At 67.8% G+C, this 23713-nt stretch carries 20 protein-coding genes; 10 read left to right on the top strand and 10 right to left on the bottom strand.

The genetic code is table 11. The features are described 5' to 3' along the window. Window positions 1-54: 54 nt before the first annotated feature. From M9914_04375 to M9914_04365, 3 genes are all read right to left on the bottom strand, one after another. Window positions 55-930, bottom strand: coding sequence for an ABC transporter permease (locus M9914_04375; protein ID MCO5173406.1), 876 nt, complete (start codon window positions 928-930; stop codon window positions 55-57). Further along, window positions 927-1868: an ABC transporter permease gene (locus M9914_04370; protein ID MCO5173405.1), complete on the bottom strand. Its 942-nt coding sequence runs from the start codon at window positions 1866-1868 to the stop codon at window positions 927-929. The genes M9914_04375 and M9914_04370 overlap by 4 nt, the downstream gene beginning before the upstream one ends. 100 nt (window positions 1869-1968) lie before the next feature. Beyond that, a complete protein-coding gene (locus tag M9914_04365) occupies window positions 1969-3573 on the bottom strand; it encodes an ABC transporter substrate-binding protein (GenBank protein MCO5173404.1) in 1605 nt (534 codons plus the stop codon). Between the two features lie 328 nt (window positions 3574-3901). Here M9914_04365 and M9914_04360 point away from each other — a divergent pair, with 328 nt between their 5' ends. Next, window positions 3902-4969: a GntR family transcriptional regulator gene (locus tag M9914_04360; protein ID MCO5173403.1), complete on the top strand. Its 1068-nt coding sequence runs from the start codon at window positions 3902-3904 to the stop codon at window positions 4967-4969. An 18-nt stretch (window positions 4970-4987) separates the two neighbouring features. On the opposite strand, the gene M9914_04355 is transcribed toward M9914_04360, so the two are convergent. The 5 genes from M9914_04355 to M9914_04335 all read right to left on the bottom strand — a co-directional run bounded on the left by M9914_04355 (window position 4988) and on the right by M9914_04335 (window position 10565). After that, entirely contained in the window at window positions 4988-5542 is a 555-nt protein-coding gene (locus tag M9914_04355) for a DNA-3-methyladenine glycosylase I (protein MCO5173402.1), read from the bottom strand. A 197-nt stretch (window positions 5543-5739) separates the two neighbouring features. Next, window positions 5740-7692: an FtsX-like permease family protein gene (locus tag M9914_04350; protein MCO5173401.1), complete on the bottom strand. Its 1953-nt coding sequence runs from the start codon at window positions 7690-7692 to the stop codon at window positions 5740-5742. After that, a complete protein-coding gene (locus M9914_04345; GenBank protein ID MCO5173400.1) occupies window positions 7667-8476 on the bottom strand; it encodes an ABC transporter ATP-binding protein in 810 nt (269 codons plus the stop codon). Before M9914_04345 ends, M9914_04350 begins: the two co-directional genes overlap by 26 nt. Before the next feature lie 144 nt (window positions 8477-8620). Further along, on the bottom strand, window positions 8621-9676 hold the full coding sequence (locus tag M9914_04340; protein ID MCO5173399.1) for a sensor histidine kinase: 1056 nt from the start codon (window positions 9674-9676) through the stop codon (window positions 8621-8623). 166 nt (window positions 9677-9842) lie between these two features. Continuing rightward, window positions 9843-10565, bottom strand: coding sequence for a response regulator transcription factor (locus tag M9914_04335; GenBank protein MCO5173398.1), 723 nt, complete (start codon window positions 10563-10565; stop codon window positions 9843-9845). A gap of 215 nt (window positions 10566-10780) precedes the next feature. Here M9914_04335 and M9914_04330 point away from each other — a divergent pair, with 215 nt between their 5' ends. Further along, complete coding sequence (locus M9914_04330) at window positions 10781-12562, top strand: putative DNA binding domain-containing protein (protein ID MCO5173397.1); 1782 nt, start codon at window positions 10781-10783, stop codon at window positions 12560-12562. 163 nt (window positions 12563-12725) lie between these two features. Here M9914_04330 and M9914_04325 read toward each other — a convergent pair whose 3' ends face one another. Beyond that, complete coding sequence (locus M9914_04325) at window positions 12726-12920, bottom strand: hypothetical protein (GenBank protein MCO5173396.1); 195 nt, start codon at window positions 12918-12920, stop codon at window positions 12726-12728. A 76-nt stretch (window positions 12921-12996) separates the two neighbouring features. Between M9914_04325 and M9914_04320 the strand changes: the two genes are divergently transcribed. From M9914_04320 to M9914_04290, 7 genes are all read left to right on the top strand, one after another. Next, window positions 12997-14400, top strand: coding sequence for a DUF1800 domain-containing protein (locus M9914_04320; protein ID MCO5173395.1), 1404 nt, complete (start codon window positions 12997-12999; stop codon window positions 14398-14400). 23 nt (window positions 14401-14423) lie between these two features. Next, the gene (locus M9914_04315) at window positions 14424-15749 is read left to right on the top strand and encodes a DUF1501 domain-containing protein (protein MCO5173394.1); all 1326 of its coding nucleotides are present in this window, start codon (window positions 14424-14426) and stop codon (window positions 15747-15749) included. A gap of 116 nt (window positions 15750-15865) precedes the next feature. Beyond that, on the top strand, window positions 15866-16579 hold the full coding sequence (locus M9914_04310) for a hypothetical protein (protein MCO5173393.1): 714 nt from the start codon (window positions 15866-15868) through the stop codon (window positions 16577-16579). A 110-nt stretch (window positions 16580-16689) separates the two neighbouring features. After that, window positions 16690-17082: a thioredoxin gene (gene trxA, locus M9914_04305; GenBank protein MCO5173392.1), complete on the top strand. Its 393-nt coding sequence runs from the start codon at window positions 16690-16692 to the stop codon at window positions 17080-17082. Further along, window positions 17079-17354 carry a metal-sensitive transcriptional regulator gene (locus tag M9914_04300; protein MCO5173391.1) on the top strand — a complete coding sequence of 92 codons (276 nt, stop codon included), beginning with the start codon at window positions 17079-17081 and terminating at the stop codon, window positions 17352-17354. Before trxA ends, M9914_04300 begins: the two co-directional genes overlap by 4 nt. A 76-nt stretch (window positions 17355-17430) precedes the next feature. Next, entirely contained in the window at window positions 17431-17832 is a 402-nt protein-coding gene (locus M9914_04295; GenBank protein ID MCO5173390.1) for a group III truncated hemoglobin, read from the top strand. Window positions 17833-17912: 80 nt separating this feature from the next. Continuing rightward, the gene (locus M9914_04290; GenBank protein ID MCO5173389.1) at window positions 17913-19382 is read left to right on the top strand and encodes an ATP-binding protein; all 1470 of its coding nucleotides are present in this window, start codon (window positions 17913-17915) and stop codon (window positions 19380-19382) included. 59 nt (window positions 19383-19441) lie between these two features. On the opposite strand, the gene M9914_04285 is transcribed toward M9914_04290, so the two are convergent. Then, window positions 19442-20458, bottom strand: a complete 1017-nt coding sequence (locus M9914_04285) for a hypothetical protein (GenBank protein ID MCO5173388.1) — start codon at window positions 20456-20458, stop codon at window positions 19442-19444. A 98-nt stretch (window positions 20459-20556) separates the two neighbouring features. Here M9914_04285 and M9914_04280 point away from each other — a divergent pair, with 98 nt between their 5' ends. Next, entirely contained in the window at window positions 20557-23706 is a 3150-nt protein-coding gene (locus M9914_04280) for an HAD-IA family hydrolase (protein MCO5173387.1), read from the top strand. Window positions 23707-23713: the final 7 nt, after the last annotated feature.

Below are 23713 nucleotides of genomic sequence, written 5' to 3'. Positions count from 1 at the left end.
TTCTTGTGACGGTTAGGGGGATCGGGGAAGTCGGCGGTCGCGCCGCGCGGCCCTCTAGGAGGACATCCTCGGGTCGACCAGGTCACGCACGACGTCCCCAAGCGAGTTGAACGCCAGGACGGTGAGGGTGATCATCACGCCCGGGTACACCGCCAACTGGGGCGCCGACCATACGTAGTACTGGCTGTCGCTCAGCATGTTGCCCCAGCTCGGTGTAGGCGGGAGGACGCCGAGGCCGAGGAACGAGAGCGCCGCCTCGACGAGCATCACGTAGCCGACGTTCAGGGAGGTGGCCACGATCAACGACGGCAAGGCTTGCGGCAGCAGATGTTTGAACATCACGCGCCAGTGGGAGCCGCCGAGGGCGGTGGCGGCCGATACGTACTCCAGGTCCTTGGTGCGTAGGACCTCCGCCCTGACGAGCCGAGCGACGTCCATCCACCTGGTCAAGGCCAGCGCCAGTATCAGGACGACCAGGCCCGAACCCCAGATGGCGACGATCACCATGATGAGGAAGAACGTGGGTATGGCCATGAGGGTGTCCGTGAGCCGCATCAGGACCTCGTCGACGGTGCCGCCGAAGTAGCCGGCGGCGAGGCCGAGGACCGAGGCGATCAGGACGGTCAGCAGCGCACCGGCGAAACCCACCGCCAGCGACACCCGGCCGCCGGAGAGGAGGCGGGAGAAGACGTCGCGCCCGCTCTCGTCGGTCCCGAGGACGTGCTGCTTGGACGGGGGTTGGAACTGGTTGGAGAGGGACAGCTTGGTCGGCGAGGGTAGCCCTAGGTAGGGCTGGCCAAGGACCAGGGCGACGAGGACGACCAGCCAGACACAGCCGCAGGCCGCGAGTGGGTTGCGCCTGAGCGCTCGGACGATCCCCTTGAGCGCACCCCGCCTGGTCGAGCCCTTCTGCGCAGCGCTCGTCGTCATGAGTAACGGATCCTCGGATCTATGACGGGGTACAGGATGTCGACGAGCAGGTTGCTGGCGACGACGGCTGCCGATACGAGCAGGGTGACGCCGAGGATGAGCGGGGTGTCACGCCTGAGGGCTGCGTCCACGCCCAGTTGGCCGAGGCCGGGCCAGCTGAACAACGTCTCGATGACCGCGGCCCCGCCCACGAGCCTCGGCAGCTGCACCCCGATGATGGTCACGACCGGGATGAGCGCGTTCCTCAGGATGTGCCTCCGGCCGAGTTGACCTTCTGTCAGGCCTTTGCTGCGGCCCGTACGGACGTAGTCCAACCTGGCGACCTCCAGCCAGCTGGACCGGGTGTAGCGGATGACCGCCGCAGCGCTGGAAGAGGCGAGCACGAGGGCGGGCATGATCAGATGCTTGAGACCGAGGACGAGGTCGCCCTTCGGCCCCATCCCGGAGGTCGGGAGCCAGCGGAGCTCGGCGCCGAACACGATCATCAGGATGATGCCCAGCCAGAAGCTCGGCACGGCCAGCGCTACGAACGACAGGAAGCCGATGACCTGGTCCACCAGGCCGTTCGGTCGGCGCCCGGCCACGACCCCGGCCGGGATGCCTATTACGAGCGTCAGGAGCAGGGAGGCCACGCCCAGCTTCACCGTCGCCGGGACGCGCTCCATGATCATGGACGTGACGGAGCGGCCCCCGTAGCTGAGCGACGCGCCCAGGTCGCCTTGCACGGCGTTGCTCAGCCAGTTGAGGTACTGGATATGGATGGGCCTGTCCAGCCCGAGGTTGTGTTTCAGCCGCGCCGCCTCGGCGGACGACATGTTCGGGTCCATGAGGATCGAGAGCCCACCCGGCGCGGCCTGGATGAGCAGGAACGTGAGCGTCGCGACGAGCACGACGACGACCACGGCCGACACGGACCTCTTGAGAACGTAGGAGAACATGGAAGCTTAGCGGCACCTTAGCCGAAGCTTGTGGGGCCGCGGTCTGCGACCCCACAAGCTCGACGTCGATGCATGGCGCCTAGGGCTCAGGAGGCTCTCGTCACTGCGCCCAGCTGATGAGGTAGGCGTACGGCATGGCGCGCTGGAGCTCGCTGCGCGGAACGTCGACCAGACGCTTGTCGATGGCGTGCAGCGTGGGCTCGAGGAAGAACGGCATGATGTACGGGTCCTCGTTCAGCACTTCCTGCAGCTGCTTGAGGAGTTGGCCGCGCACCTCGAGGTCGGGGCTCGCCAGCATCGTGTCAAGGATCTCGTCCACCTCAGGGTTGACGTAATGCTGGCTGTTGTTCAGACCCTTGCTGTGGAAGAGGCGGTACGCCCAGTCGGCGTTGGGGATGGGGAACGTCGAGACGCGCGTTGGGAACGTCCCGTCCCTCGTCTCCTCCAGCCACCTGCCCGTGCGCTCGGTGGCGAAGTACTCGACCTCCATGCCGATCGCCTGCCATGCGGCCTGCAGGACGGGGGTGATCTGCTCGCGGACCGCGTTGCCCCTGTCGACGAGGATGTAGAAGCTCAGCTCCATGCCGTCCTTGTCGCGGATGCCGTTACCGTTGGTGTCGACCCAACCCGCCTCGTCGAGCAGCTGCATCGCGAGCTCCGGGTCGTAGCGGTAGGGAACGATGTCCGGCGCGGGGATCCACGTGAGGGTGGTCGGCATCAGGCCGTCCAGCACGGGCATGAGGCCTTGGCCGATGTGCTCGGCGATCTCGACGCGGTCTACCGCGTACATCATGGCCTTGCGGACGCGCACGTCGCTGAACATGGTGTGCCACGGCTCGTAGTCGGACATGTTGATGGCCATCATCACGTACCTGGTGCCGTTGACCGAGAAGATCTCCATGCGCGGATCGGCGGCCACGGCCTGCCTGTGCACGGCCTCGATGGGAACGTAGTCGAGCTCACCGGCGCGGATCTGGGCGACGGCAGCGTTCTGGTCGCGCACGATCTTGAACGTGAGCCCCGGAACCTTCGGCTGCCCGAGGAAGAAGTCGTCGAAGGCCACGAGCTCTATCTGCGCACCCGGCTGCACGCTGGCCATGCGGAACGCGCCGCTGCCGACCGGGTTGCGGGTGTTGGCGTCGACGGCGTCGGCCAAGTGAGCGAAGCCTTCGTAGACGTGCTTGGGCAACGGCTCGAACCCGCCGGAGCTCAGCGTGTCGGGCAGGAGGGCGTTCGGGGCGGTCAGGACGATCCGAACGGTGTGCTCGTCGATGACGTCTATCGACGCGAAGTTGCCGGCGGCCACGTAGGCGCTCGCCGACTCGGCCGGGTCCTTTATCTTGTCGAACGTGAACTTCACGTCGTCGGCCGTGATGGGCACGCCGTCGTGCCACTTCGCGTTCTGGCGGAGGTGGAACGTCCACGTGAGCAGGTCGTCCGAGACTTCCCAGCTCTCGGCCAGGTAGGGCTCCGTAGCGAACGTCGTCGGGTTGACGGCGGCCAACGGAGCGAACATGGCGCCCGTGACGATGTTGGCGTTCAACTCCGCCGGCAGCACCGGGTTGAAGGTCTCGGGCATCGCTTGGAGCGCGATCCGGACGCTTCCGGACCCGCCGGGCTGGGCCATGGCCAGGGGAACGGCGCCGCCTAGAACGGCAAGGGCGAGCATCACTAACCAGCGGTAGGGGGTGTTCAAACGCGGCACATGCTCCTCCAGAGTGCATTGCGAGCAACGTTACGGTTGGCCTTGCGGTCTTGTCGTGACCCTCTGCGCTTCGACCCTTCTATAAGATTGTGGTAGTAGACTAGGGCATTGTGATAGCATTGTCAACCAGCACGAATGGTCCTGGATGGCCCGGGGGAAGTGGAGGGGCGTCGCCATGAGGCGGCCTCGCATGCCAAGCCGCGATCACCGATCGGCTTGTTGGCGAGAGCGATCGCGAAACCTTATCCTGGGGCAAACACGCTCGAACCGATTTCGTATCGTCAAGAAGGGTCTGCTTCGCAGCCAGTAGGTGGGTGACACTAATCTAGTGAACGACGCCGACGCGTTACACCAGTTGAGGATCGACCCTTCCGGCGACCTTCCGATCTATCTCCAGCTCAAGTACCAGTTGAGCTATCTGATCACCACCGAGAAGCTGCTGCCGGCGTCCAGACTGCCGGCGGTGAGGAACCTGGCCCAACACCTAGGGGTCAATCACCACACCGTCGCCCAGGCTTACCGAGCCCTACAGAACGACGGCCTCATCGACTCGACCGTGGGCAGGGGCTCGTTCGTCAGGCGCTTCAGCGACCTCGACCGCGTGAACGCCACTCGCCACGAGTTGCTGAACGACGCGTTGGAGCAGGCGCGCCACCGGGCACGCGCCCTCGGCTTCTCGGATCAAGAGACCATCCAACGCCTCACCTCGATAACGCAGCGCGACGACGTGCCGTGTCACGTGGTGTACGTGGACCGCGTGCCGCACATAGCCAGGAAGTACGCGAGGCGCCTGGAGCATCATATGGGCCGGGCCGTGAGAGTCACCCCTCTGACGTTCGACGATATCGCTGCGGAGACCGAGGAAACCAAGGCCGCTCTCGCCGAGGCGTTCTACGTAGTGACGGTAGCGAGGAACGTGCCGTGGCTCGAGCAGCAGCTGCCGCGCTTCGCCCCCGCTCACGAGGTCCTGACCATCGTCGCCGAGCCGCTTCCGAGCACGGTCCGCATGCTGGCCGCTCTGGACCCGAGCAAGTCGACGGTCGTGCTGGCCGAAGAGCATTACCTGTACAGCTCTCTGAACCTGCTCTCCCTCTATAGCAGCATCGACCCCAACGACGCGGAAGCGTTCACGCTCGACGCACTGGACAGGTTCATCGGTGCCGCACGCGAAGCGGACGTGATCCTCTATACGTTCGGGGCGGGATCCGCTCTGGCAGAGCTGGACCTGGCGGCCAAGGGGATCGAAGCGACATGCTTCGAGCTGGGGTTCGACATCGCCCAAGACTCGGTGGCGAAGCTGAGGACGGTCTTCGGGGGCATGGGGGCTGCTGCGGAGCCCTCATCCGTAGCGGCCAAACGACAAGCGACCGGTGGGGTTTTGGACATAGTCTCCTAACCACCGCTCCGCTAGGTTTCAACCAGTCGTCCTCTCGCCCCTCACGTCAACGACCCCGATCGCCTGCATGAGCGCGTACATGGTCGTCGGACCCACGAAGGTGAAGTCGCGAGCGCGGAGCGCCTTGGCGAGGGCCTCCGATTCTGGCGAGCGCGTTGGCGACACCGCCGCGGCATCCGCCCCCGGCTCGGCCCTGAACGACCAGACGAGGTCCACCAACCCGCCGTGGTCGCGCAGCGCCACCGTGGCGGCGGCGTTGCGGACGGTGGCGCGGATCTTCTGCTCGTTCCTGACGATGCCGGCGTCCGTCATCAGCCTCGCCACGTCCGACTGCTCGAACCTCGCCACCACCTCCGGGCGGAAGTCCGCGAACGCCTCGCGAAACGCCGGACGCTTGCGCAAGACCGTCGACCACGAGAGCCCGGTCTGGAACACCTCCAGGCTCAGCGCCTCGAACAGCCCGCGCTCGTCGGTGACGGGCACGCCCCACTCGTGGTCGTAGTAGGCGCGCATGATGTCGTCCTGCTCGGCCCAAGCGGGCCTGGTTGCGGAGCCATCCGGTTCGGTCGTCATGCGCTAAGGCTATACGCGGCGGCGGCGCGAGGCCATGGTCGGGAGCCTACGCGGTGGCGGCCGGAGTCGAGTAACTTGACCGCCATCCCCGGCACGGACCCGGTGGACGACCCGTGCGAAGGCGCGGCCGCGTACCCGAACCGTGACCACCCCCGGCACGTGCCGTACGGAAGACCCGCACCCTAACCACAGGCAGTTCACCCCGCCGGCCTGAGGGCGCGCAGGTAAGTCCAGCGCGTGAGCAGGAAGAACGCGCCCTGGACGGCGGCGAAGAGGCCGATCACCACGAGGGTGTAACGCGTCACGTCCTGCATGAGGAGGCTGCCTAGCGCGTCGAGCGCGAAGCCCGCATGGAGCGCTCCCAGCGCGAAGGGCAGCAGGTAGATGACGGCGATCTGTGCGGTGACGACCTTCGCCGACTCGCCGGGCGTCACGCCTATCCTGCGCAGGCGCCCATGCAGCCGGCGATCCTCGCCCAGTTCGGTGAACAGCTTGAAGTAGATCAGGCTGCCCGCTCCGATGAAGAAGAGTAGGGACACGAACACGCCGGCGAACATCGACAGCCCGAGCGTCTGCCTGATCTGGCGCACCCCCATGAAGCGGGCATCGACGTCCTGGCGGGGCGCAGCCGCCATGACCGCCTGCTGCAGCTCCGACTCCAGGCGCCGCGTTGCAGCGCCCTCCGGCCAGTCGTACAACCAGAGCGTGGCCGGGGCGTACTCGCGACCCCCGGTAGGCAGGCCGGCGAGTGCCGAGTCGTCGACCACGTACCACCGGCCTTGCAGGCCGGGGGGCATGGTGATCGGCGGGGCTACGCGAGCAGCCTCGACCCCGCCGTCACCCAGGACAGCAACGCCGTCCGACAAGCGCAGAGCAGTGCAAGAAGGAGCAGAGGTCCCGGCTGTGGCCCCAGCAGCGGTCTCGGCACCGGTCTCGGACGCGACGTCAGCAGCGGTCTCAGCCACGGCCTCAGCGGGGAACCCCGCCGCCCGGGCGAGAGCCGCGTAGTCGCTCGCACCTACGAGCACGAGCCAACCGTCGTCCGCACCGTCGTCCAGGTCGCTGAACCGCAGCTCGTGGATGACTGCTGAAGCCTTCACTGTCGGAATGACCTCGTTGCGAGCCAGGACGCTGTCGACCTCGGACGACGCGAGGCTCGGCCTGCCATCCGACCTCTCCACGAACGCCAGCTCCTGTTGGTACATGCCTTCGAGGCCCTGCTCGAAACCGCGGTTGAAGACGTAGAACGACCCGGCAGCAGCCAGGACCACGGCGCTCAGGGTCGCGATGGTGGCCAGGAGGCGGGCGTTGTCGCGCACCCGGAAGATGAGCTGCGACACGACCAGCATGCGCGTGCCCCTCAAGTAACTGGCCTTGGCCCCACGCAGCAGGCGCAGCACGAGGACGCTGCCGTGCGTGAAGAGGAGGAACGTGCCCAGCACTACGATGGTCACGACGGGTACGAAAGCGAGCACGACCCCGGCTCCTTCCACCCGCATGGCGACGACGTAGCCGGCCACGACCAGCGCGGCTCCCAAAACCGCTAGCAGCGGCGAGGCGCGCGGCACGGTGCGCGGCTTCCGGGCGGCCCGCATGAGTTCGACGACCTCCTGCCGGCCGATCCTGAGGCCGCCAACCAAGGTGACGAGCTGGAACAGCGCGAGGAAGCTGACGGCGGTGAGGAGGATGGCGTTCGGCACGAAGAGGAACCGGATGGGCTCGTCCAGGCCGAGGATCCGACTGATGCCAAGCAGGAACAGGCGCGAGAGCAGGAGCCCCAGGCCGATGCCGACAGCGATGGCGCCCACCGACAGGATGGAGTTCTCGAGCCAGATGAGCCGCCTGAGCTGACCGCGGGTCGTTCCCATCAGTGAGAGGAGACCGAACTCTTGGTTGCGGGCACGCAGGAAGGCGCCGCTGGAGTAGAGCACGAAGAAGAACGCGAAGACGGCTACGAGCACCTCGCACACGGTGAGCACGACCCGCGTCGCGTCGCCGCCGTAGATGTAGCCGCCGGCCACGTCCGGGTGCATGATGAACTGCGCGTAGACGAAGAACAGGACGACGGAGAAGGTGCTGCTCAGGAAGAAGGCCGCGTAGCGGAGGGCGCTGCCCCTGATGTTGCTAAGTGCGAGCTGCCTGAACGTCATCGACGCCCCCTCCCATCACGCTGAGCGCGTCCAGGACCTGCTGGAAGAACGCCTGCCGGTTCACGCCCCGCACCAGTTCCCCGAAGCGGTTGCCGTCCTTGATGAAGACGATGCGCTTGCAGAAGCTCGCGGCGAACGGGTCGTGGGTGACCATCACGACGGTTACGCCGTCGTCGTTGAGGCCCTGCAACGTCCGCATGACGTCGAGGGCGCTCTTGGAGTCGAGGTTGCCGGTCAACTCGTCGGCCAACACCAGGTCGGGCCCCGGGATGATGGCGCGGGCGATGGCCACGCGCTGCTGCTGACCACCCGAGATCTCGTAAGGACGTCGCTCCAGCAGCGCGCCGATGCCGAGGCGCTCCGTCACGCTGGCGAGGCGGCGCTCCATCTCGTCGACCTTGACGTTGTCGAGGACGAGTGGCAGCAGGATGTTCTCCCGCACGGTGAGGGTGTCGAGGAGGTTGAACTCCTGGAACACGAAGCCGAGCCGGCGGCGGCGGAAAAGCGCGAGGTCGGTCGGTCGCATGCCGCTCGGGTCCGCGCCGGCTATGCGCAGGCTACCTGCGGTCGGCGAATCGATGGTGGCTAGCATGTTCAGCAGGGTCGTCTTGCCGCTGCCGGACGGACCCATCACGCCTAGGAACTCGCCGGGGAGGATGCGCAGGTCGAAGCCGTCCAGCGCGGTATGGGCGGTGCCGTTCGCCGAGCCGTAGACCTTCGTGAGACCGGCCGCTTCAAGGACGGCCCGGTGGCCGTGCGTAGTGGCGCTTGCAGTCTGAGACATCAGGATGCTTACCTCCGGTGACGCGGTCCGCCGTTCCGGCGGGGCCCGCTCGTGATGGAAGGAGCGTAGCCGCGCACCGCCGAGGCCTGCCAGCGCCGGACCTTACATGCGCCGGGCGAACCTTACGAGGCTGTCACCCGGGCTTCACAGCAACCTGTGGATCCCCTCCGGCCTCAGCTCGACCGTGAAGGTCGAACCCTGCCCGACGCGCGACTCGACCGACAGCTCGTGCCCCAGGCGCCTGCAGACCTCCGCGGCCAGGAAGAGCCCCATGCCCGTCGACGCCTTCGTGCGCCTGCCGTTGGCACCCGTGAAGAACCGATCGAACACGCGCGGCACGTCCTCCGGTGGGATACCGATGCCGTCGTCCGACACACTGACCGTCGCCCCGCCGCCGCCAAGCGGTCGGATGCCGACCGTGACCTTCTGCCCGGCCTCGCTGTACTTCATCGCGTTGGTGAGGAGCTGGCGCAGTACGACCTGGAGCCACTTCGGGTCGGTCTCGACCTCGACTGGCCCGCTTGGTGCATCGACGCTCGGGAAGACGCCGCTGCGGATCCAGGCCCGCCTGAGCTCGTTCACGCTCGCCCGGACTACCCCGACCAAGTCCACGGTGACCAGCCTCAAGTCGAGCTCGAACCGCTCGAGTCGGGAGGCGGCGAGCATCAGCTCCAAGCCGCGCCCGAGCTCGTCGACCTCCTCCCGGACGCTCCGCCACTCGCTGTCGGCGTCCTGACCCTGGCCGTCCTGTTGCTGGACCGTCACCTCCAGCACGGCAAGGGGCGTCTTCATGTGATGCACCCAGAGGTCTACGAACGCCCTATGCTCCTCCGCGCTGCGCCGGTGGCGCTGCAACGCCTCCAGCGCCGAACGCTGCGAGTGCGTCAGGAGTTCGGCGAGCGCGCGCTGCTCGCGCGATTTGGCGGGAGGGAGCTGGAGGAGCGCGAAACCGTTCTTCGCGTCCGCCTCACGGTCGGCCCCCAGCGCACGCGCTACCGCCTTGCGGAACGGACGCTGCCGCTGGTGGTCGACGAGCAGGCAGACGGCGCCGCTCACCGCACCGAGCAGGAGGAGGTAGCCGGCATCGACCGCGCGCAACCGCGCGACGGCCAGGTGCACGACCAGCAGGAGGAAGAGGAGCGCGACCGCGAAGCCGAGGATGAGGGGCAGGCGATCGAGCAGATAGTCGCGAGGCCTCATAGCCGGCGGGGCCCGCTTCGGACCCATGCACGAACGCAGCGGTACATCGCACTGTGCGTCGCACTGCGCTTCGCACTGCACGGCACACCGAGCGTCACCCGACGCGTAACTCTCCGCGTAACTCTGCACGTAAGCCGGTGCCTCACCCCGCATGTCACCCGGCGCGTCATCCTGGGCCCCCTGGGGGCTGCAGCGCGTAACCGGCGCCCCGCACGGTCCGGACCGCGTCGCCGAGGCCCAGCTCCGCCAACTTCTTGCGCAGGCGGTTCACGTTCACGGTGAGCGTGTTGTCGTCGACGAACGCCGCGTCGTCCCACAAGGCCTCGAGGAGCGCCTCCCGCCCGACGACCTTGCCGTCGGCCCTCAGCAGGACCTCGAGGAGCTGCCCCTCGTTGCGGCTCAGCTCCACCTGGCGGCCGTCGAAGGCGACTACCAACCGCAGGGGGTCGAAGGCTAGGCCGGCGGACGTCACGGTCTGCTCGCTGGCGTTCGAGTACTCGCCGTACGCGCGCCGCAGGGCGCCACGCACCTTGGCCGTGACGACCTCGAGGTTGAACGGTTTGACGATGTAGTCGTCGCCGCCGTTGTCGATGGCCAGCACCTGGTCCATCCCGCTGGAGCGCGCCGAGATGAAGATCACGGGCGCGTTGGAGGCCGTCCGGATCTGGCGGCACCAGTAGAAGCCGTCGTACCAGGGCAGGTTCACGTCGAGGAGCACCAGGCCGGCGCCGGAGGCGAGGAACTCGTTCTTGAGGTCGTCGAAGCGCCGCGCGATGACGACCTCGTAGCCGTAGCGCTCCAGGTGCGCGGCCAGCATGGTGGCCAGCTTGGGTTCGTCCTCGACAAGGTAGATACGGTGCATGGCGTCTGCGGGCTCGCTCTGGGTCATGAGGTTACAGCGTGGCGTGCGCCGTGGCCTCTTGGGGTCGACGTACTACCATCGACTTCGAAACACCGCGTCCACTTGGTGTCGACCAGAGGTGCATAGAGGCTAGGGCCGCTTCTCACAACGGTTACTAGCCGTGAACCCTGGCTTGCATTGCGGACGGCTTTGGCTTACTTTGGGGGAAGCGCAAGTTGGCGCGCGCCCCAAAGGATGCGGTGGTGGACTCAAACGACGCACTCGACAAAATCGTAGCAGGTACACGCGCCGACAAACAGGAGCACCAAGGCCTTGATTTCAAGCGTCAGGGCCGCTCTCGCGAGGAGACCATCTCAATACTAGCGGCCACTGCCGCATGCTTCGCTAACGCCGCAGGAGGCAAGATAGTCGTAGGAGTTAAAGACGACGAGCCCGGCATCGGAGCCCTCGTGGGAACTGATTTGGAGCCAGCTTGGGTAAGGCAGCGCATATATCAGAAGACGAAACCTGGCCTCGACGTCATCGTCAAAGAGTTCATATACAGAGGCACGCGTCTTCTGGAGATCACTGTTCAGGAGGGCCTAGACGTGTACTTGGCCGACGGCCAGGCCCCAAAGCGCCGACTCGAAGACACATGTGTTCCCATGTCAACAGGCGAGCTAGCTCGCCTGCACGAAGAGCGCAGAGGAACGGACTGGAGTGATGGCGAAAGCGGAAGGCCCATTGAGGATGTCGACGACGCCGCAGAGTTGCTCCTCAGATCGATGCTCCGTACCTCCCCCTCAAACCCTAGAGACGTTAGCGGTACAGCCCTGTCCGACCTGCTAACGTTGCTAGCGCTTTCAACCTCGTCGGGCACTCTGACGCGCGCTGGAGAGCTTCTCTTGTGTCGACCCAAGACCGGCGACCAAACCGAGCTCTTGGTGTATCAGTACAGGGAAACGGCCGGCGGCGAGGTCAAGGCGGGGCGTCGCTGGCAAACTCCACTACTCGTTGCGTTCACCGAAACCCTCTCGACCATCGAAGCAAGGATCGGCACGACCCCGGTTAGTCTTCCAAATGGTCAGCAGTTGCAGATTCAAGACTACCCAGTGGCTGCGGTGAGGGAGGCAATAGCTAACGCGCTGACTCATGGTGACCATAGGGACCGACAACCGGTGTACGTGGAACACTCCCCCCAACTCCTGGACGTGAGGTCGCCGGGGCCACTTGTTTCAGGGATATCCCCTGCGAACATCCTCACGCACCCGCCCAAGCCGAGGTTCCCGAAGCTCGCAGAAGCCATGCGTGCGTGCGGGCTCGCGGAACGCTGGGGTCAGGGCATAGACCGAATGTACAAGGAGATGATTCGAAGTGGCCGAAGCGTACCAATAGTTGAAGTCGCCGCGGGAGATCAGCCCGAGACAACGGTCCGCTTCCTGGGCGGGCCTCCAAACTCACGCATCACGAAGTTCATTTCAACTCTGCCGGTAAACGAGCAAGATGACACCGATACTCTGCTCGTGGTTGCTACCCTTGCCAGCCGGCGGACCGTCAACGCGAAACAGCTTGCCGGCACGATTCAACGCGGTCCTGAAGCGGCCCAAGCCGTGCTGATGCGACTCGCGCAAGGATCGGCACAACTCCTCGAACCAACGCCGAGAACCCATGGGCGCAAGCATCCGGACTACCGCCTGAGGAGCGAAGCCGTGGCGGCGCTTGGGCCGGCGTTGGCCTATCAATCGAGACCCCAGGCTGACATCGACCGCAAGGTAAGAGACCACGTACGCGAGTACGGCACTATTAACAGTGCGGCCGTACAACGGATGTTGGACGTCGATGTGTATGCGGCTCGAGATGTCCTTAGGAAACTAGTGAATCGGAAGATTCTCGTCAGGACATCGGAGCAGCGTCGCGGCATCGCTGTGAAGTACGGCCCTGGCGCACGGTTCCCCTCAACGCCCCGGAAATCGGCCCTCGCTACTACGTCGGCAGTGGCTCCCCTGTTCGATTCCACAAACGTCGAAGAAGGACCCGTGGAGTAATCCTGTTACGAATGAGCGTCTTACTTATGGGTGGCGCCGGGCACATGTGCGCCGAACAGGAACTAGCAGCGGCATGGTCTGCACCGCCTTCGTTGAGCACGGAGTAGTAAGCGCATCCTCACCACTGCGTCCAGCAAAGCAACCGGACTCTCCGCCGACGCGCTCATTCACCACATCGATAGGGGGAACCGGAACGTCGCCTTCGCACTCTCAACGCGCCTGCACGACCTTGGCATCGCGGCAACTTGAGGTCGTCGAAGCGCCGCGCGATGACGACCTCATAGCCGTAGCGCTCCAGGTGCGCGGCCAGCATGGTGGCCAGCTTGGGTTCGTCCTCGACAAGGTAGATACGGTGCATGGCGCTGCCGCCTTCGCTCGGGCCCATACCTTACAACCTCTCACATACCTCTCCCACGTAGAGCTAATGATTGCCCATGCATCTTGAACCGTCGCTCTCGGTCGACGCCGACCTGCACCTCGTCAACCGCCTCACTTGGGGGGCAAGGCCTCACGACCTGGAGCGCGTGCGCGAGCTCGGCGAGGCCGGCTACTTGGAGTGGCAGCTCGACCACGAGGCCATAGACGACCCCGTAGTCGACCGTTTCCTGACCGAGCATCCCGTGCTCCTCGAGGACGTGCGCGGGCTGCGCCGGGCCCTGGACGAGGACTACGGGGCCGTCTACCAGCAGGTCGTCTGGGGGCGCCTGTTCCGGGCCGCTTACAGCGAGCGTCAGCTCTACGAGAAGATGGTCGAGTTCTGGACCGACCACTTCAACGTGCCGCTGCCGGACATGATCCCCGAGAAGGTGATCGACGACCGGGAGGTGGCGCGTGCGCACGCGCTCGGGCGCTTCCGCGACCTGCTCATGGCCTCCGCGCGCAGCCCCGGCATGCTCATCTACCTCGACAACACGTTCAGCAACCGCGATCACCCGAACGAGAACTACTCGCGCGAGGTGATGGAGCTGCATACCCTCGGCGTCGACGGCGGCTACACGCAGCAGGACGTGGTCGAGGTGGCGCGCTGCTTCACCGGTTGGACGTTGGACCAGGAGTGGCGCGGCGCCTTCGTGTTCGACCGCAACCGCCACGACGACGGCGAGAAAGTCGTCCTCGGCCATAGGATCGCCGCCGGGCGCGGCATCGAGGACGGGCTGCAGGTCATCGACATCCTCGCCACCCATCCGTCGACGGCGCGGTTCGTGAGTAGGAAGCTATGCCGACGTTTCGTCTCGGACGATCCCCCCGAGGAGCTCGTCGCCGCCGTAACGGCCACCTTCCTGGCGACCGATGGCGACATCCGGGCCGTGCTGCGCACGCTCTTCATGTCGGAGGGCTTCCGTGCTGCCCGCGGCACCAAGTTCCGCCGCCCCATGGAGGCCGTCGTCGCGATGCTGCGGGCGCTGAGCCCCGGTGTAGAAGTGCACGACCAGTGGGCCGCCACCTGGACGCTGGAGCAGATGGGCCACCTCCCGTACAACTGGTTCCCGCCGAACGGCTACCCCGACAGCGCGGACCCGTGGTTCAACGTCAACGGCCTCCTCCAGCGCTGGAACGCCGCGATGGTGCTGGCGTACGCCAGTCAAGGGTGGACGGACGGGGCCATCACCCTGGACTTGAGCGCCGTCATCCCCGCCGCCCCGACGATCGGCGAGCTCGTGGAGACGACCTGGCGCCGGTTGGTCGGTCAGGAGCTCGACCGCGGCACGCGCTCGACGCTCCTGGCCGCGTTGGGCGACCCGCGCCCCACCCAGCGCGTGACGCAAGAGTTCCGCGAGGAGCGCCTGCCCTCTCTCGTCGGCCTGGTCCTGGCCTCGCCTGCGTTCCAACTCACCTGAGCCTTCGAGCTCGAGGAGATCCCATGTCCCGCCGCATCATCACGCCGCCGCCAGCCACCACCGCCTCGGGCTGCAACGAGTACCGCACCCTCGACCAGCGCGGCGCCAGCCGCCGCACCTTCCTGAGAGGCATGGTCGGGGCCGGCGCGCTGCTCCTCTCCAGACCGCTCTTCCCGAACCTGCCGTTCGTGGCGTTCGCCCAGACGCCGCGCGAGGTCGACACGCTGGTCGTCGTCTTCCTGCGGGGCGGCATGGACAGCCTGGCCGCCATCGTCCCCGTCGGCGAGGGCGCCGCCTTCTACGACCGGCGGTCGCAGACCGCCGTGCCCGAGGGGCGGGTGCTGGACCTCGACGGTTTCTTCGGCTTCCACCCTGCCTTGGGGCGTCTGCAGGACGTCTACCGCGCCGGTCACCTGGCCGTCGTCCACGCCGCCGGTTCGCCCGACCCGTCGCGCTCGCACTTCGACGCCATGGAGTACATGGAGCGCGGCACGCCGGGGGTGCGCGTCACGGAGACGGGGTGGCTCACGCGCCACCTGCAGTCCGTCCCGTGGACGAACGACTCGCCCTTCCGGGCGGTGGCGATGGGCACCCTGCTCCCCTCCTCGCTGCAGGGGCCTGAGGCGGCGCTCGCGCTCGAGTCGCTCGACGGCTTCGAGCTGAACGTCCCCGATCACCTCAGGCCCGAGCTCGAGGTCGGGCTACGCGAGCTCTACCGGAGCGTCGGAGCGGGCTCGGCGTTCGAGCGCGAGGCCGAGAGCGTGTTCAGCACTATGCGTGACCTCAGGCGCGTCGCGGCGGACGGCGGCTTGGAGCGGGGCAACTCGGGCTCGCTCGGGTACCCGGAGACGAGCTTCGGGGAGGCGCTCAGGCAAGTGGCCCAGCTCATCCGCGCCGACGTCGGCCTCGAGGTCGCATGCGTCGACCTCGGCGGCTGGGACACCCACGAGGAGCAGGGCGGCGTAGAGGGCCAGTTCGCCGACCTGCTCGCGGAGCTGGGCGCCGGGCTCGCAGCCTTCTACGAGGACGTGGCGGATCGCTCCAACCGCCTGACGGTCGTGACCATGAGCGAGTTCGGTCGCAAGCTGGAGGAGAACGCCAGCGGCGGGACCGATCACGGGCGGGGCGGCTCCATGCTCGTCATGGGCGGGGGCGTGCGCGGCGGGGTCCACACGGTATGGCCGTCGTTGGCGCCCGGGGCCCTCGACGACGGCGACCTGGCCATCACGACCGACTTCCGCGACGTGCTCTCGGAGATCCTCGTGCAGCGCCTGCAGAACCCTTCGGTAAAGAGCGTCTTCCCCGGCTACCGGGCGAACTACCGCGGCATCGTGCGGCCGGGGGCGTGATGGGCAAGGCTCGGCGTGACGGACCCGGTGCCGGACGAACGGGCGCCCTTTCGCGTGCGACCGTCGCGCGGCTCGCCACGACCCTCTATGCGCTGGTCGCGCTATGGCTCGGTGCCGTGACGGTCGCACAGGACGGCAGCGCAGACGCGCAGCGCGCCATCGCCATCGCGGCCGGCCAGCCGATGTTCGCCACCGGCCTGGCCGAGCACGCCGGCTGGACGGCGAGCGCGTACGGCTCCCAGGACCGCTACGGGCTCTGGCGTGTCGACTTCTTCGCCGCGGACGGCGCTGCCCTCGGCTGGGCACAGGTTCGGCTAAGCGACGAGCGAGTGTTCGCCTGGGACTCGAGTTTCGGCATAGCCGACGAGTCCTACGAGGCGATCCAGGAAGCGCTACTCGGCTTCTTGCGCTACGACAGCGAGTTCCTCGCTTTCGCGGGCGATGTGGACGACAACGACTGGACCTGGGTCGGCTACGACGACTCGCGTGACACGTGGACCGTGTACGTGGAGCGGGGCCCTGAGTCACTCGTCGTCACCCTGCGCTCGGCCAACGAGTGGGCACGCTCGCTCGAGGACCTGCGCGTCGTCGAGATCGAGGTCCCGGCGCTCGTCTCGGTGGACGAATGGCGGTCCATGCGGGGCTCGGCCGCCGCGGCCCTCGCCTTCACGGACGCGCGCGTGGCGGCGGCCGTGCGCGGGCTCGACGGCTGGGTCTCCGAGGCGGAGCAGATCGGGGAGTCCGTCTGGCTCGTGCGCTTCCGTTGGGAAGGGCAGACCCTGGCCGAAGCCGAAGTCGATCTGGCGCTGGCGTCCGTGGCGCTCAGGTAGCCCCGCGCTGTCGGCTCGCGGAGTCGCGGCGTCGGCAGGTGACAGGCCGTGGACGCCGCCGCGCCACATAGGACACGCGACCATCAAACCCCTAGGGGTATGCTGCGCCCATGGCTTCCAGAGAGATCACCGCAACAAACTTCAACGAGACCATCGCCGGCAACGACATCGTCTTCCTCGACTTCTGGGCGTCGTGGTGCGGCCCGTGCCGCGCGTTCGCGCCCGTGTTCGAGAAGGCTTCCGAGACCCATCAGGACGTGGTGTTCGGCAAGGTCGACACCGAGGCACAGCAGGAGCTCGCCGCCGCCTTCCGCATCATGTCCATCCCGACCTTGATGGCCTTCAGGGAGAACGTGCTCGTGTTCGCCCAGCCGGGAGCGCTGAACGGCGCGCAGCTCGAGCAGGTCATCACGGCCGTGCGCGACCTGAACATGGCGGAGGTCCACGCGGAAGTGGCCGCCCAGGCCGAGAAGTCGGAGGCGGCCGAAGGGGCGACCGCGTGAGCACGAGGGACCCCGAAGCGCGGCTCAGGATCGTCCACCGGCTCCGGCGCGCGCAGGGGCAGTTGGCCGCCGTCATAGCGGCGGTAGACGAAGGCAAGCCGTGCCGCGACGTCATCACCCAGCTCGCCGCCGTGTCCAAGGCCCTCGACCGCGCCGGGGTCGTGCTGATCAGCAACACCATGCAGGAGTGCCTGGCCGAGCCGGACGCTCCGGATCGGGGCGGCAAGCTCACGCTCGACGAGTTCGAGAAGCTGTTCTTGATGTTGGCTTGACGTAGCGGCGGCGGGTCGCCCGCTTCCGGTCCACCGTGGCCCCTGGCCGGCGACGGCCCGGTGCTACGCTCCCACCATGAGCGATGCCGCCGTCGTCACGGCCAACGAACTGCATAGCAACGTCACCGACGAGAACATCGCCATCCTCGTCGAGCGCTTCTACGCCGCGGTGCAGGAGCACCCGACACTCGGACCCGTCTTCAACCCGCGTCTGGAAGGGCGCTGGGACCGGCACATGTCCCAGATGAAGGACTTCTGGTCGAGCGTGTTGCTCAGGAGCGGGCGCTACAGCGGTTACCCGCTAGGCGCGCACATCGGCGTTCCCGGCATGGCGCCCGAGCGTTTCGATGATTGGCTCGTGCTCTTCAGGCAGACGCTCGACGGACTCTACGAGCCGCCGTACGCCGACGCCATCTACGCCATGGCGCAGCAGTTCGCGCAACGGTTCACCGGGGCGCTCTTCGGGCAGGAGCGGTAGCGCGTGGAGTCAAACCATCTCCAGCTCCCCGCGATCGTACTTGCCTGCAACCATACTTGTATGCAAGTATGGTTGCAGGCATGGTCGGACGCTACCTAGACCCGGAAGCGCTGGTAGACCGCGAGCTGGAAACCGCGGAACTGCGAGCGTTGCTAAGCGCCGGCGCGCCGAAGTTGGCTCTGCTCACGGGGCGCAGGCGCGTTGGGAAGACCTGGTTACTGACCCACATCTGGCCACCGAACCAGTACTTCTTGTTCACCGCGTCACGAACTTCCCCCGAGCTCAACCGCCGGCAGTTGCTCGCGGACCTGGAGCGCTTCACGGGTCAGGACCTCCCCGCCGAGGACTTCCCCACTTGGCGGACCGTGTTCAATCTGCTGCTGGACCTGAAGACGAGCGAGCCGCTCGCGGTCGTGCTGGACGAGTTCCAGTACCTCGCCGAAGATGACGCCGGGCTCGCTAGGGTGGCCTCCGAGCTGAACGCCGCCTGGGAGCGACCGCGACCGCCGAAACCGTTCCTGATGGTCCTTGCAGGATCGGCCGTCGGGACGATGCGTGGCCTAGCGGCGGGAGGCGCACCGCTCTATGGGCGCTTCAACTGGCAGCACCAACTAGCCCCACTCGATTACTGGTATGCAGGCGAGCTAGCCCCATATGAATCCCTTCGCGACCGAGCGACCGTGTACGGCGTGTTCGGCGGCACGCCGCGCTACCTCTCCACCCTAGCGACCTCCGAGCCGTTGGAGAGCAACATCATCAGGCAGCTGCTATCACCGCGAGGTGAGGTCCGGCTGTTGGTCGAAACGGCGTTGGATCAGGAAGAGGGCCTGAGGGACGTATCTACTTACAACGCCATCCTGCGCGCCGTAGCCCGCGGCGCCACCTTGCGCAACGAGATCGCGCAGCAAGCCGGGTTGACGAACGACACGGGGCTACGCGACAAGCTCGACAGGCTGGTGGGGCTCGGCTACTTGAGGTCCAGCAGGAACATCGGAGCCAAGGTCAATAGCCCTGTCCGATACGGCGTCAACGACCCTGCCCTGCGCTTCTATCAACGCTTCGTGCAACCTAACGGTTCCGCGCTCGAACGCGAGGATCCGGCGCTCGTCTGGGCGGAAGCCATCCGTAACTCGCTCCCGAGCTACATGGGCTTCGAGTTCGAGTCCATCGTCAGGCAGGCGTACGGTCGCCTCGGCCTGGTGCACGAGTTGCCCATCGTGAAGGAGTGGGGGACTTGGCAAGGGATGGACCGCGCTGGTCGCGGGCTCGAGATCGATGTCGTCGCCCCCCTCCTAAGCTCTGGAACGCTGACCGGCAGCATCAAGTGGAACGAGACGCCGATCGGCGCCGACGTCCATTACGCCCATCTGGACATGCTTACGCGAGCGGCGCACGCCGGTCAGGCGTGGGCCCACTCAGCGCTGGAGGAAGGCTCCCCGCTGCTGTACGCGGCGGCAGGCGGGTTCGATCCAAGCTTCGCCAAGTATGCCAAGGGCAGTGGCAAGCGCGTCATCCTCTGGACCCTCGAAGACCTCTACGCACCCGCTTGACCCGGGGAGCGTAGCTGTCGACCCTCCGTTACCGCAGCGATCGCCAAGCGAGTATGCACCTAGGCAACCGCCTCCCTGCGCCCCCGCCTGCGACCGGAAGCCACGAGCACCGACCCCACGAGCGCTAGGGCGGCGGCGATGCCCCACGCCCAGGGCCACGCGAGCACGCCGAGGACGAGCGGCAGTAGGCGGTCGCCGTTGACGTAGAGCGTCTTGGCCGCGAACACCATGAGCGGCTGCCTGACCAGAAGCGCCTTGCCGCCGCGTTCCAGCGCGAGTTGGATGCCGGCCGGGCCCCTCAGCGCCGCCTGGGCGTAGAGCCCCTCGTCCGATAAGCGCGTAACGCCCTTGCCGCCCCACTTGAGCCCGAGGAGCGGGTTCGGGGCGACCTCGACGAAGCGGGCGATCGCGGCGAGGTCGTCGGCATCGTCCGCGTAAGCCAGGGCCTTGGTGGCCCGGCCGATGGGCAGCTTCCGCCCGATGCGGCCGGCGTCGCCGAGCATGCCGGCGAGCGGCTTCCATGCCCGCTCGCCCGCCAACTTCACTACGCTCCTGGCGAGGGGCTCGCCGATCGAGCCGGCTCGCCTCGCCGACTTGAACAGCGAGGCACCCGCCCCGATCTGCGGCGTGAAGGTGAGCGCCACGCCGGCAGCCGACAACGCCACGAGCACCGGGTCGGTCTGCCCGCCCTGGATCCACGTGACGCCCTGCCTGACCAGGTCGCGAACGTCGCCCAGGACGACGAGGTCGCTGGCCATGGCGCAACCGATGCCGTAGCCGTCCTCGCCGCGCCCCGTCCAGATGCCTTGCGCGCACCGCCCGACCACGGCGCCGAACCGGTTCCACTCCGCCCGCGCCGCCGCCGTCTCCTCGTCGCAACCGCCGGCCTCCGCAAGCTCCAGCGCGTCCTGGGGGCGCCCGTCTTGGAGCGCGGCGCCGGCCTCGGCGCAGTACGGGTACAGGGGGAGGGCCTCGAGGTACGGGCCTCCGCTGACGAGCCAGAGCTTGCCGACCACGAGCGCGGCGGCGGCGGCCACCAGCACCGCGCCGAGCAGTCTCCTGAGGAAGCGCCGCATCGCTTGAGACTACTGCCCTTCCGGCCCGGCCTGGTGTGCGCGGGATGCGGCTTGCGCCTGCTGGCCCTGAGCCCCGCGCCGCGGGTATCCTGCGAGCCGTGAACGACATCCCGGACCTGGGTCTTCACGACGCGGTCCTGTTCGACCTCGACGGCGTGCTCACGCCGACGGCCGAGGTGCATCGGGCGGCGTGGCGCGAGCTGTTCGCTCCCTACCTCGCGAGCCGCGGCGCGGCACCCTACCAGGAGAGCGACTACTTCGAGCACCTTGACGGCCGCCAGCGCTACGACGGCGTCGCGGCGCTCCTCGCCTCCAGGGGGTTGAGCTTGCCGAGGGGGGCGCCGGACGACCCGCCCGAGGCCGAGACCGTGTGCGGCCTCGGGAACCGCAAGAACGCGGTGTTCCAGCAGGTGCTCGACGAGGAAGGCGTGGCGCCTTTCGCCGGGGCGGTCGCGCTCGTCGATGCCCTGATCGCCGCCGGCGTGACGGTGGCGGTGGTGTCCGGATCGCGTAACGCGCGCACGGTGCTCGCGGCGGCCGGGCTCACCGCACGCTTCCCGCTCGTGGTGGGCGGGATCGAGGCGGCGGAGCTCTCGCTCGCCTCGAAGCCGGCGCCCGACGCTTTCCTGCACGCCGCCGCCGTCCTCGGAGTAGAGCCGGCACACGCCGTCGTGATCGAGGACGCGATCGCCGGCGTGGCGGCGGGCAGGGCCGGCGGCTTCGGCCTCATCGTCGGCGTGGGCACCGACGCTTCCGCTCCCGCGCTCCGCGAGGCCGGCGCCGACATCGTGGTGGCAGACCTCGCTCCCCTCGCCGAGCGCGTGACCGGTGGGGGCGTCGACCGTGAACGCTGGCCGGCGCACGAGTGGCGCCTCGTCGAGAAGCGGCCGCCCACCGGAGTCGACGGCGTCGGCGAGACGCTGTTCGCCCTCGGCAACGGCTACCTCGGCCTGCGCGGGAACTCGGAGGAGGGCGGACCGGCGCACGAGCACGGCACCTTCATCAACGGCTTCTTCGAAGCCTGGGAGATCGAGTATCCGGAGGCGGCGTACGGCTTCGCGACGGCCGGTCAGACGATCGTCAACGTGCCGGACGCCAAGACGATCCGCCTGAGCGCCGACGGCGAGCGCCTAGATCTCGCTACCGCCGACCTGGAGGAGTACGAGCGCAGCCTCGACCTACGTTCCGGGACGCTGCTCCGGCGCCTCGTCTGGCGGACCGCCGCCGGCAAGCGCCTGGAGGTCGCCTCCACCAGGCTCGCGTCGTTCGAGCGCCGCAACCTGGCGCTCATCACGTACCGGGTCACGGCGCTTGACGCGCCCGCGCACGTGGAGCTCGAGTCGCTCCTCGTGAACCGGCAGGACGGCGAGGGGGAGTTCGCCGCGCGCCGCCGGGCCGCGGGCCTCGACCCCCGTAGGAGCGACGAGCTCGCGGGCCGCGTGCTCGTGCCGACGGCCCAGACGCTAGGAGAGGACCGCGTCGGCCTCGCGTTCGAGACGCGCCGGTCGCGGTTGGGGGTAGCGGCGTTGGTCGAGCACACGCCGGCGGGCGAGACGACCGTTCACCCCGACCGGAGCGTGACCCGGTTCGCTTTCGACCTACCGGCGGGCGAGAGCGTGACCGTCGTGAAGAAGGCCGTCTACCTGGACGGCGTGGGGCTCGGCGGTGACGAGCTGCTCGCGGCCGCCGGCGAGCTCATGGACGGGGTGCCCGGCGTGGCGGTCGTCATCGAGGAACAGCGTGCCTGGTGCGCCGGGTTCTGGGAGCGCGCCGACGTCCGGGTGCATGCAGGGCCTCAGGGCGAGCGAGGCGACGACGGCTACGGGGCGGGGGCCGCGGATGACACGGCAGCTACACCGGCTACCGCGACCGAACCGGCCCCCAGGCCGATGCCGGTCTCCGCCATGCAGCGGGCACTTCAGCAGGCCATCCGTTGGAACGTCTTCCAGCTCGCCCAGGCCGCGGCGCGCGCGGACGGGCGGGGCGTGAGCGCGAAGGGCGTGAGCGGCAGCGGCTACTCGGGGCACTACTTCTGGGACACGGAGGTCTTCGTCCTCCCGTTCCTGGCGTACGCCATGCCCGCGGCCGCGCGCTCGACGCTGGAACTGCGCCACGCGCTGCTCCCCGCCGCCCGCCGGCGCGCCGCGGTCATGAGCCTGGCCGGCGCCCTCTTCGCCTGGCGCACCATCGCCGGCGAGGAAGCTTCCGCCTACTACCCGGCCGGGACGGCGCAGTACCACATCGACGCGGACGTCGCTTACGCCGTGCTCCGTTACGCCGGCGTCACCGGCGACGAGGAGTTCCTGCTTGGGCCCGGCGCGGAGATCCTCGTCGAGACGGCCCGCATGTGGCGCTCGCTCGGCTTCTTCTCCGAACGCGACGGACGCTTCCACCTCCACTCCGTGACCGGCCCGGACGAGTACAGCGCCGTAGTGAACGACAACTTCTACACGAACGCCATGGCGCGGCTCAACCTGGAGCGTGCTGCGGACGTGGCCGAGCGAAGGCCCGGCCTGCTCGACACGACGCCGGCCGAGGTCGCGGAGTGGCGCCGCGCCGCCGCCGCGATGGCCCTGCCGTTCGACGAGCGGCTCGGCGTCAACGCCCAGGACGCCGAGTTCTTGAGCCGGCAGCGCTGGGACCTCGCGGCCACGCCGCGCGAGAAGCGCCCGCTCCTGCTCCACTACCACCCGTTGGTCATCTACCGGCACCAGGTGCTCAAGCAGACGGACCTCGTGCTCGCCGAGTTCCTGCTGGGCAGCCGCTTCTCGGCAGAGCAGAAGCGCCGGGACTTCGAGTACTACGACCCGTTGACGACGGGCGACTCGACCCTATCGGCCGCCGTGCAGTCCATCATGGCCGCCGAGGTCGGCTACCAGCGGCGCGCCTACCGCCACTTCAGGCGGATGCTGTGGACGGACCTGGCGAACTTGCACGCGAACACGGCGGACGGCGTCCACGTGGCCGCGATGGGCGGGACCTGGCTGGCGCTCGTGTGCGGCTTCGGCGGCCTGCGCGACGACGCGGGCGAGCTGCGCTTCGACCCGCGCCTGCCGGCGGGGTGGAGCGCGCTCGAGTTCAGGCTGGGTTGGCGCGGCTCGGCGCTACGCGTGAAGCTCTCGCGTGCCTCCATAGGGTTCCGGCTCCTGGATGGCGCGCCCGTGCCCGTGCGGGTGCGTGGCGAGGCGTTCGTCGTGGACGGCGAGGTGAAGGTGACGCTCGCGGACCAGGGACCGGTGCTCGACTGACATCGGG

It is taken from the genome of Trueperaceae bacterium (genome assembly GCA_023954415.1).
Taxonomy (GTDB): Bacteria; Deinococcota; Deinococci; order Deinococcales; family Trueperaceae; genus JAAYYF01.
The sequence above is the reverse complement of the archived record's forward strand: the minus strand, read 5'-3'. Positions and strand labels throughout refer to the sequence as shown.

What these genes read in the sequence shown, in the direction of transcription:
- M9914_04375 (MCO5173406.1), bottom strand. Translation starts at nt 930, where the DNA reads ATGACGACGAGCGCTGCGCAGAAGGGCTCGACCAGGCGGGGTGCGCTC.
- M9914_04315 (MCO5173394.1), top strand. Translation starts at nt 14,424, where the DNA reads ATGTCCCGCCGCATCATCACGCCGCCGCCAGCCACCACCGCCTCGGGC.
- trxA (MCO5173392.1), top strand. Translation starts at nt 16,690, where the DNA reads ATGGCTTCCAGAGAGATCACCGCAACAAACTTCAACGAGACCATCGCC.
- M9914_04325 (MCO5173396.1), bottom strand. Translation starts at nt 12,920, where the DNA reads ATGCACCGTATCTACCTTGTCGAGGACGAACCCAAGCTGGCCACCATG.
- M9914_04295 (MCO5173390.1), top strand. Translation starts at nt 17,431, where the DNA reads ATGAGCGATGCCGCCGTCGTCACGGCCAACGAACTGCATAGCAACGTC.
- M9914_04345 (MCO5173400.1), bottom strand. Translation starts at nt 8,476, where the DNA reads ATGTCTCAGACTGCAAGCGCCACTACGCACGGCCACCGGGCCGTCCTT.
- M9914_04285 (MCO5173388.1), bottom strand. Translation starts at nt 20,458, where the DNA reads ATGCGGCGCTTCCTCAGGAGACTGCTCGGCGCGGTGCTGGTGGCCGCC.
- M9914_04370 (MCO5173405.1), bottom strand. Translation starts at nt 1,868, where the DNA reads ATGTTCTCCTACGTTCTCAAGAGGTCCGTGTCGGCCGTGGTCGTCGTC.
- M9914_04355 (MCO5173402.1), bottom strand. Translation starts at nt 5,542, where the DNA reads ATGACGACCGAACCGGATGGCTCCGCAACCAGGCCCGCTTGGGCCGAG.
- M9914_04320 (MCO5173395.1), top strand. Translation starts at nt 12,997, where the DNA reads ATGCATCTTGAACCGTCGCTCTCGGTCGACGCCGACCTGCACCTCGTC.
- M9914_04340 (MCO5173399.1), bottom strand. Translation starts at nt 9,676, where the DNA reads ATGAGGCCTCGCGACTATCTGCTCGATCGCCTGCCCCTCATCCTCGGC.
- M9914_04290 (MCO5173389.1), top strand. Translation starts at nt 17,913, where the DNA reads ATGGTCGGACGCTACCTAGACCCGGAAGCGCTGGTAGACCGCGAGCTG.
- M9914_04350 (MCO5173401.1), bottom strand. Translation starts at nt 7,692, where the DNA reads ATGACGTTCAGGCAGCTCGCACTTAGCAACATCAGGGGCAGCGCCCTC.
- M9914_04335 (MCO5173398.1), bottom strand. Translation starts at nt 10,565, where the DNA reads ATGACCCAGAGCGAGCCCGCAGACGCCATGCACCGTATCTACCTTGTC.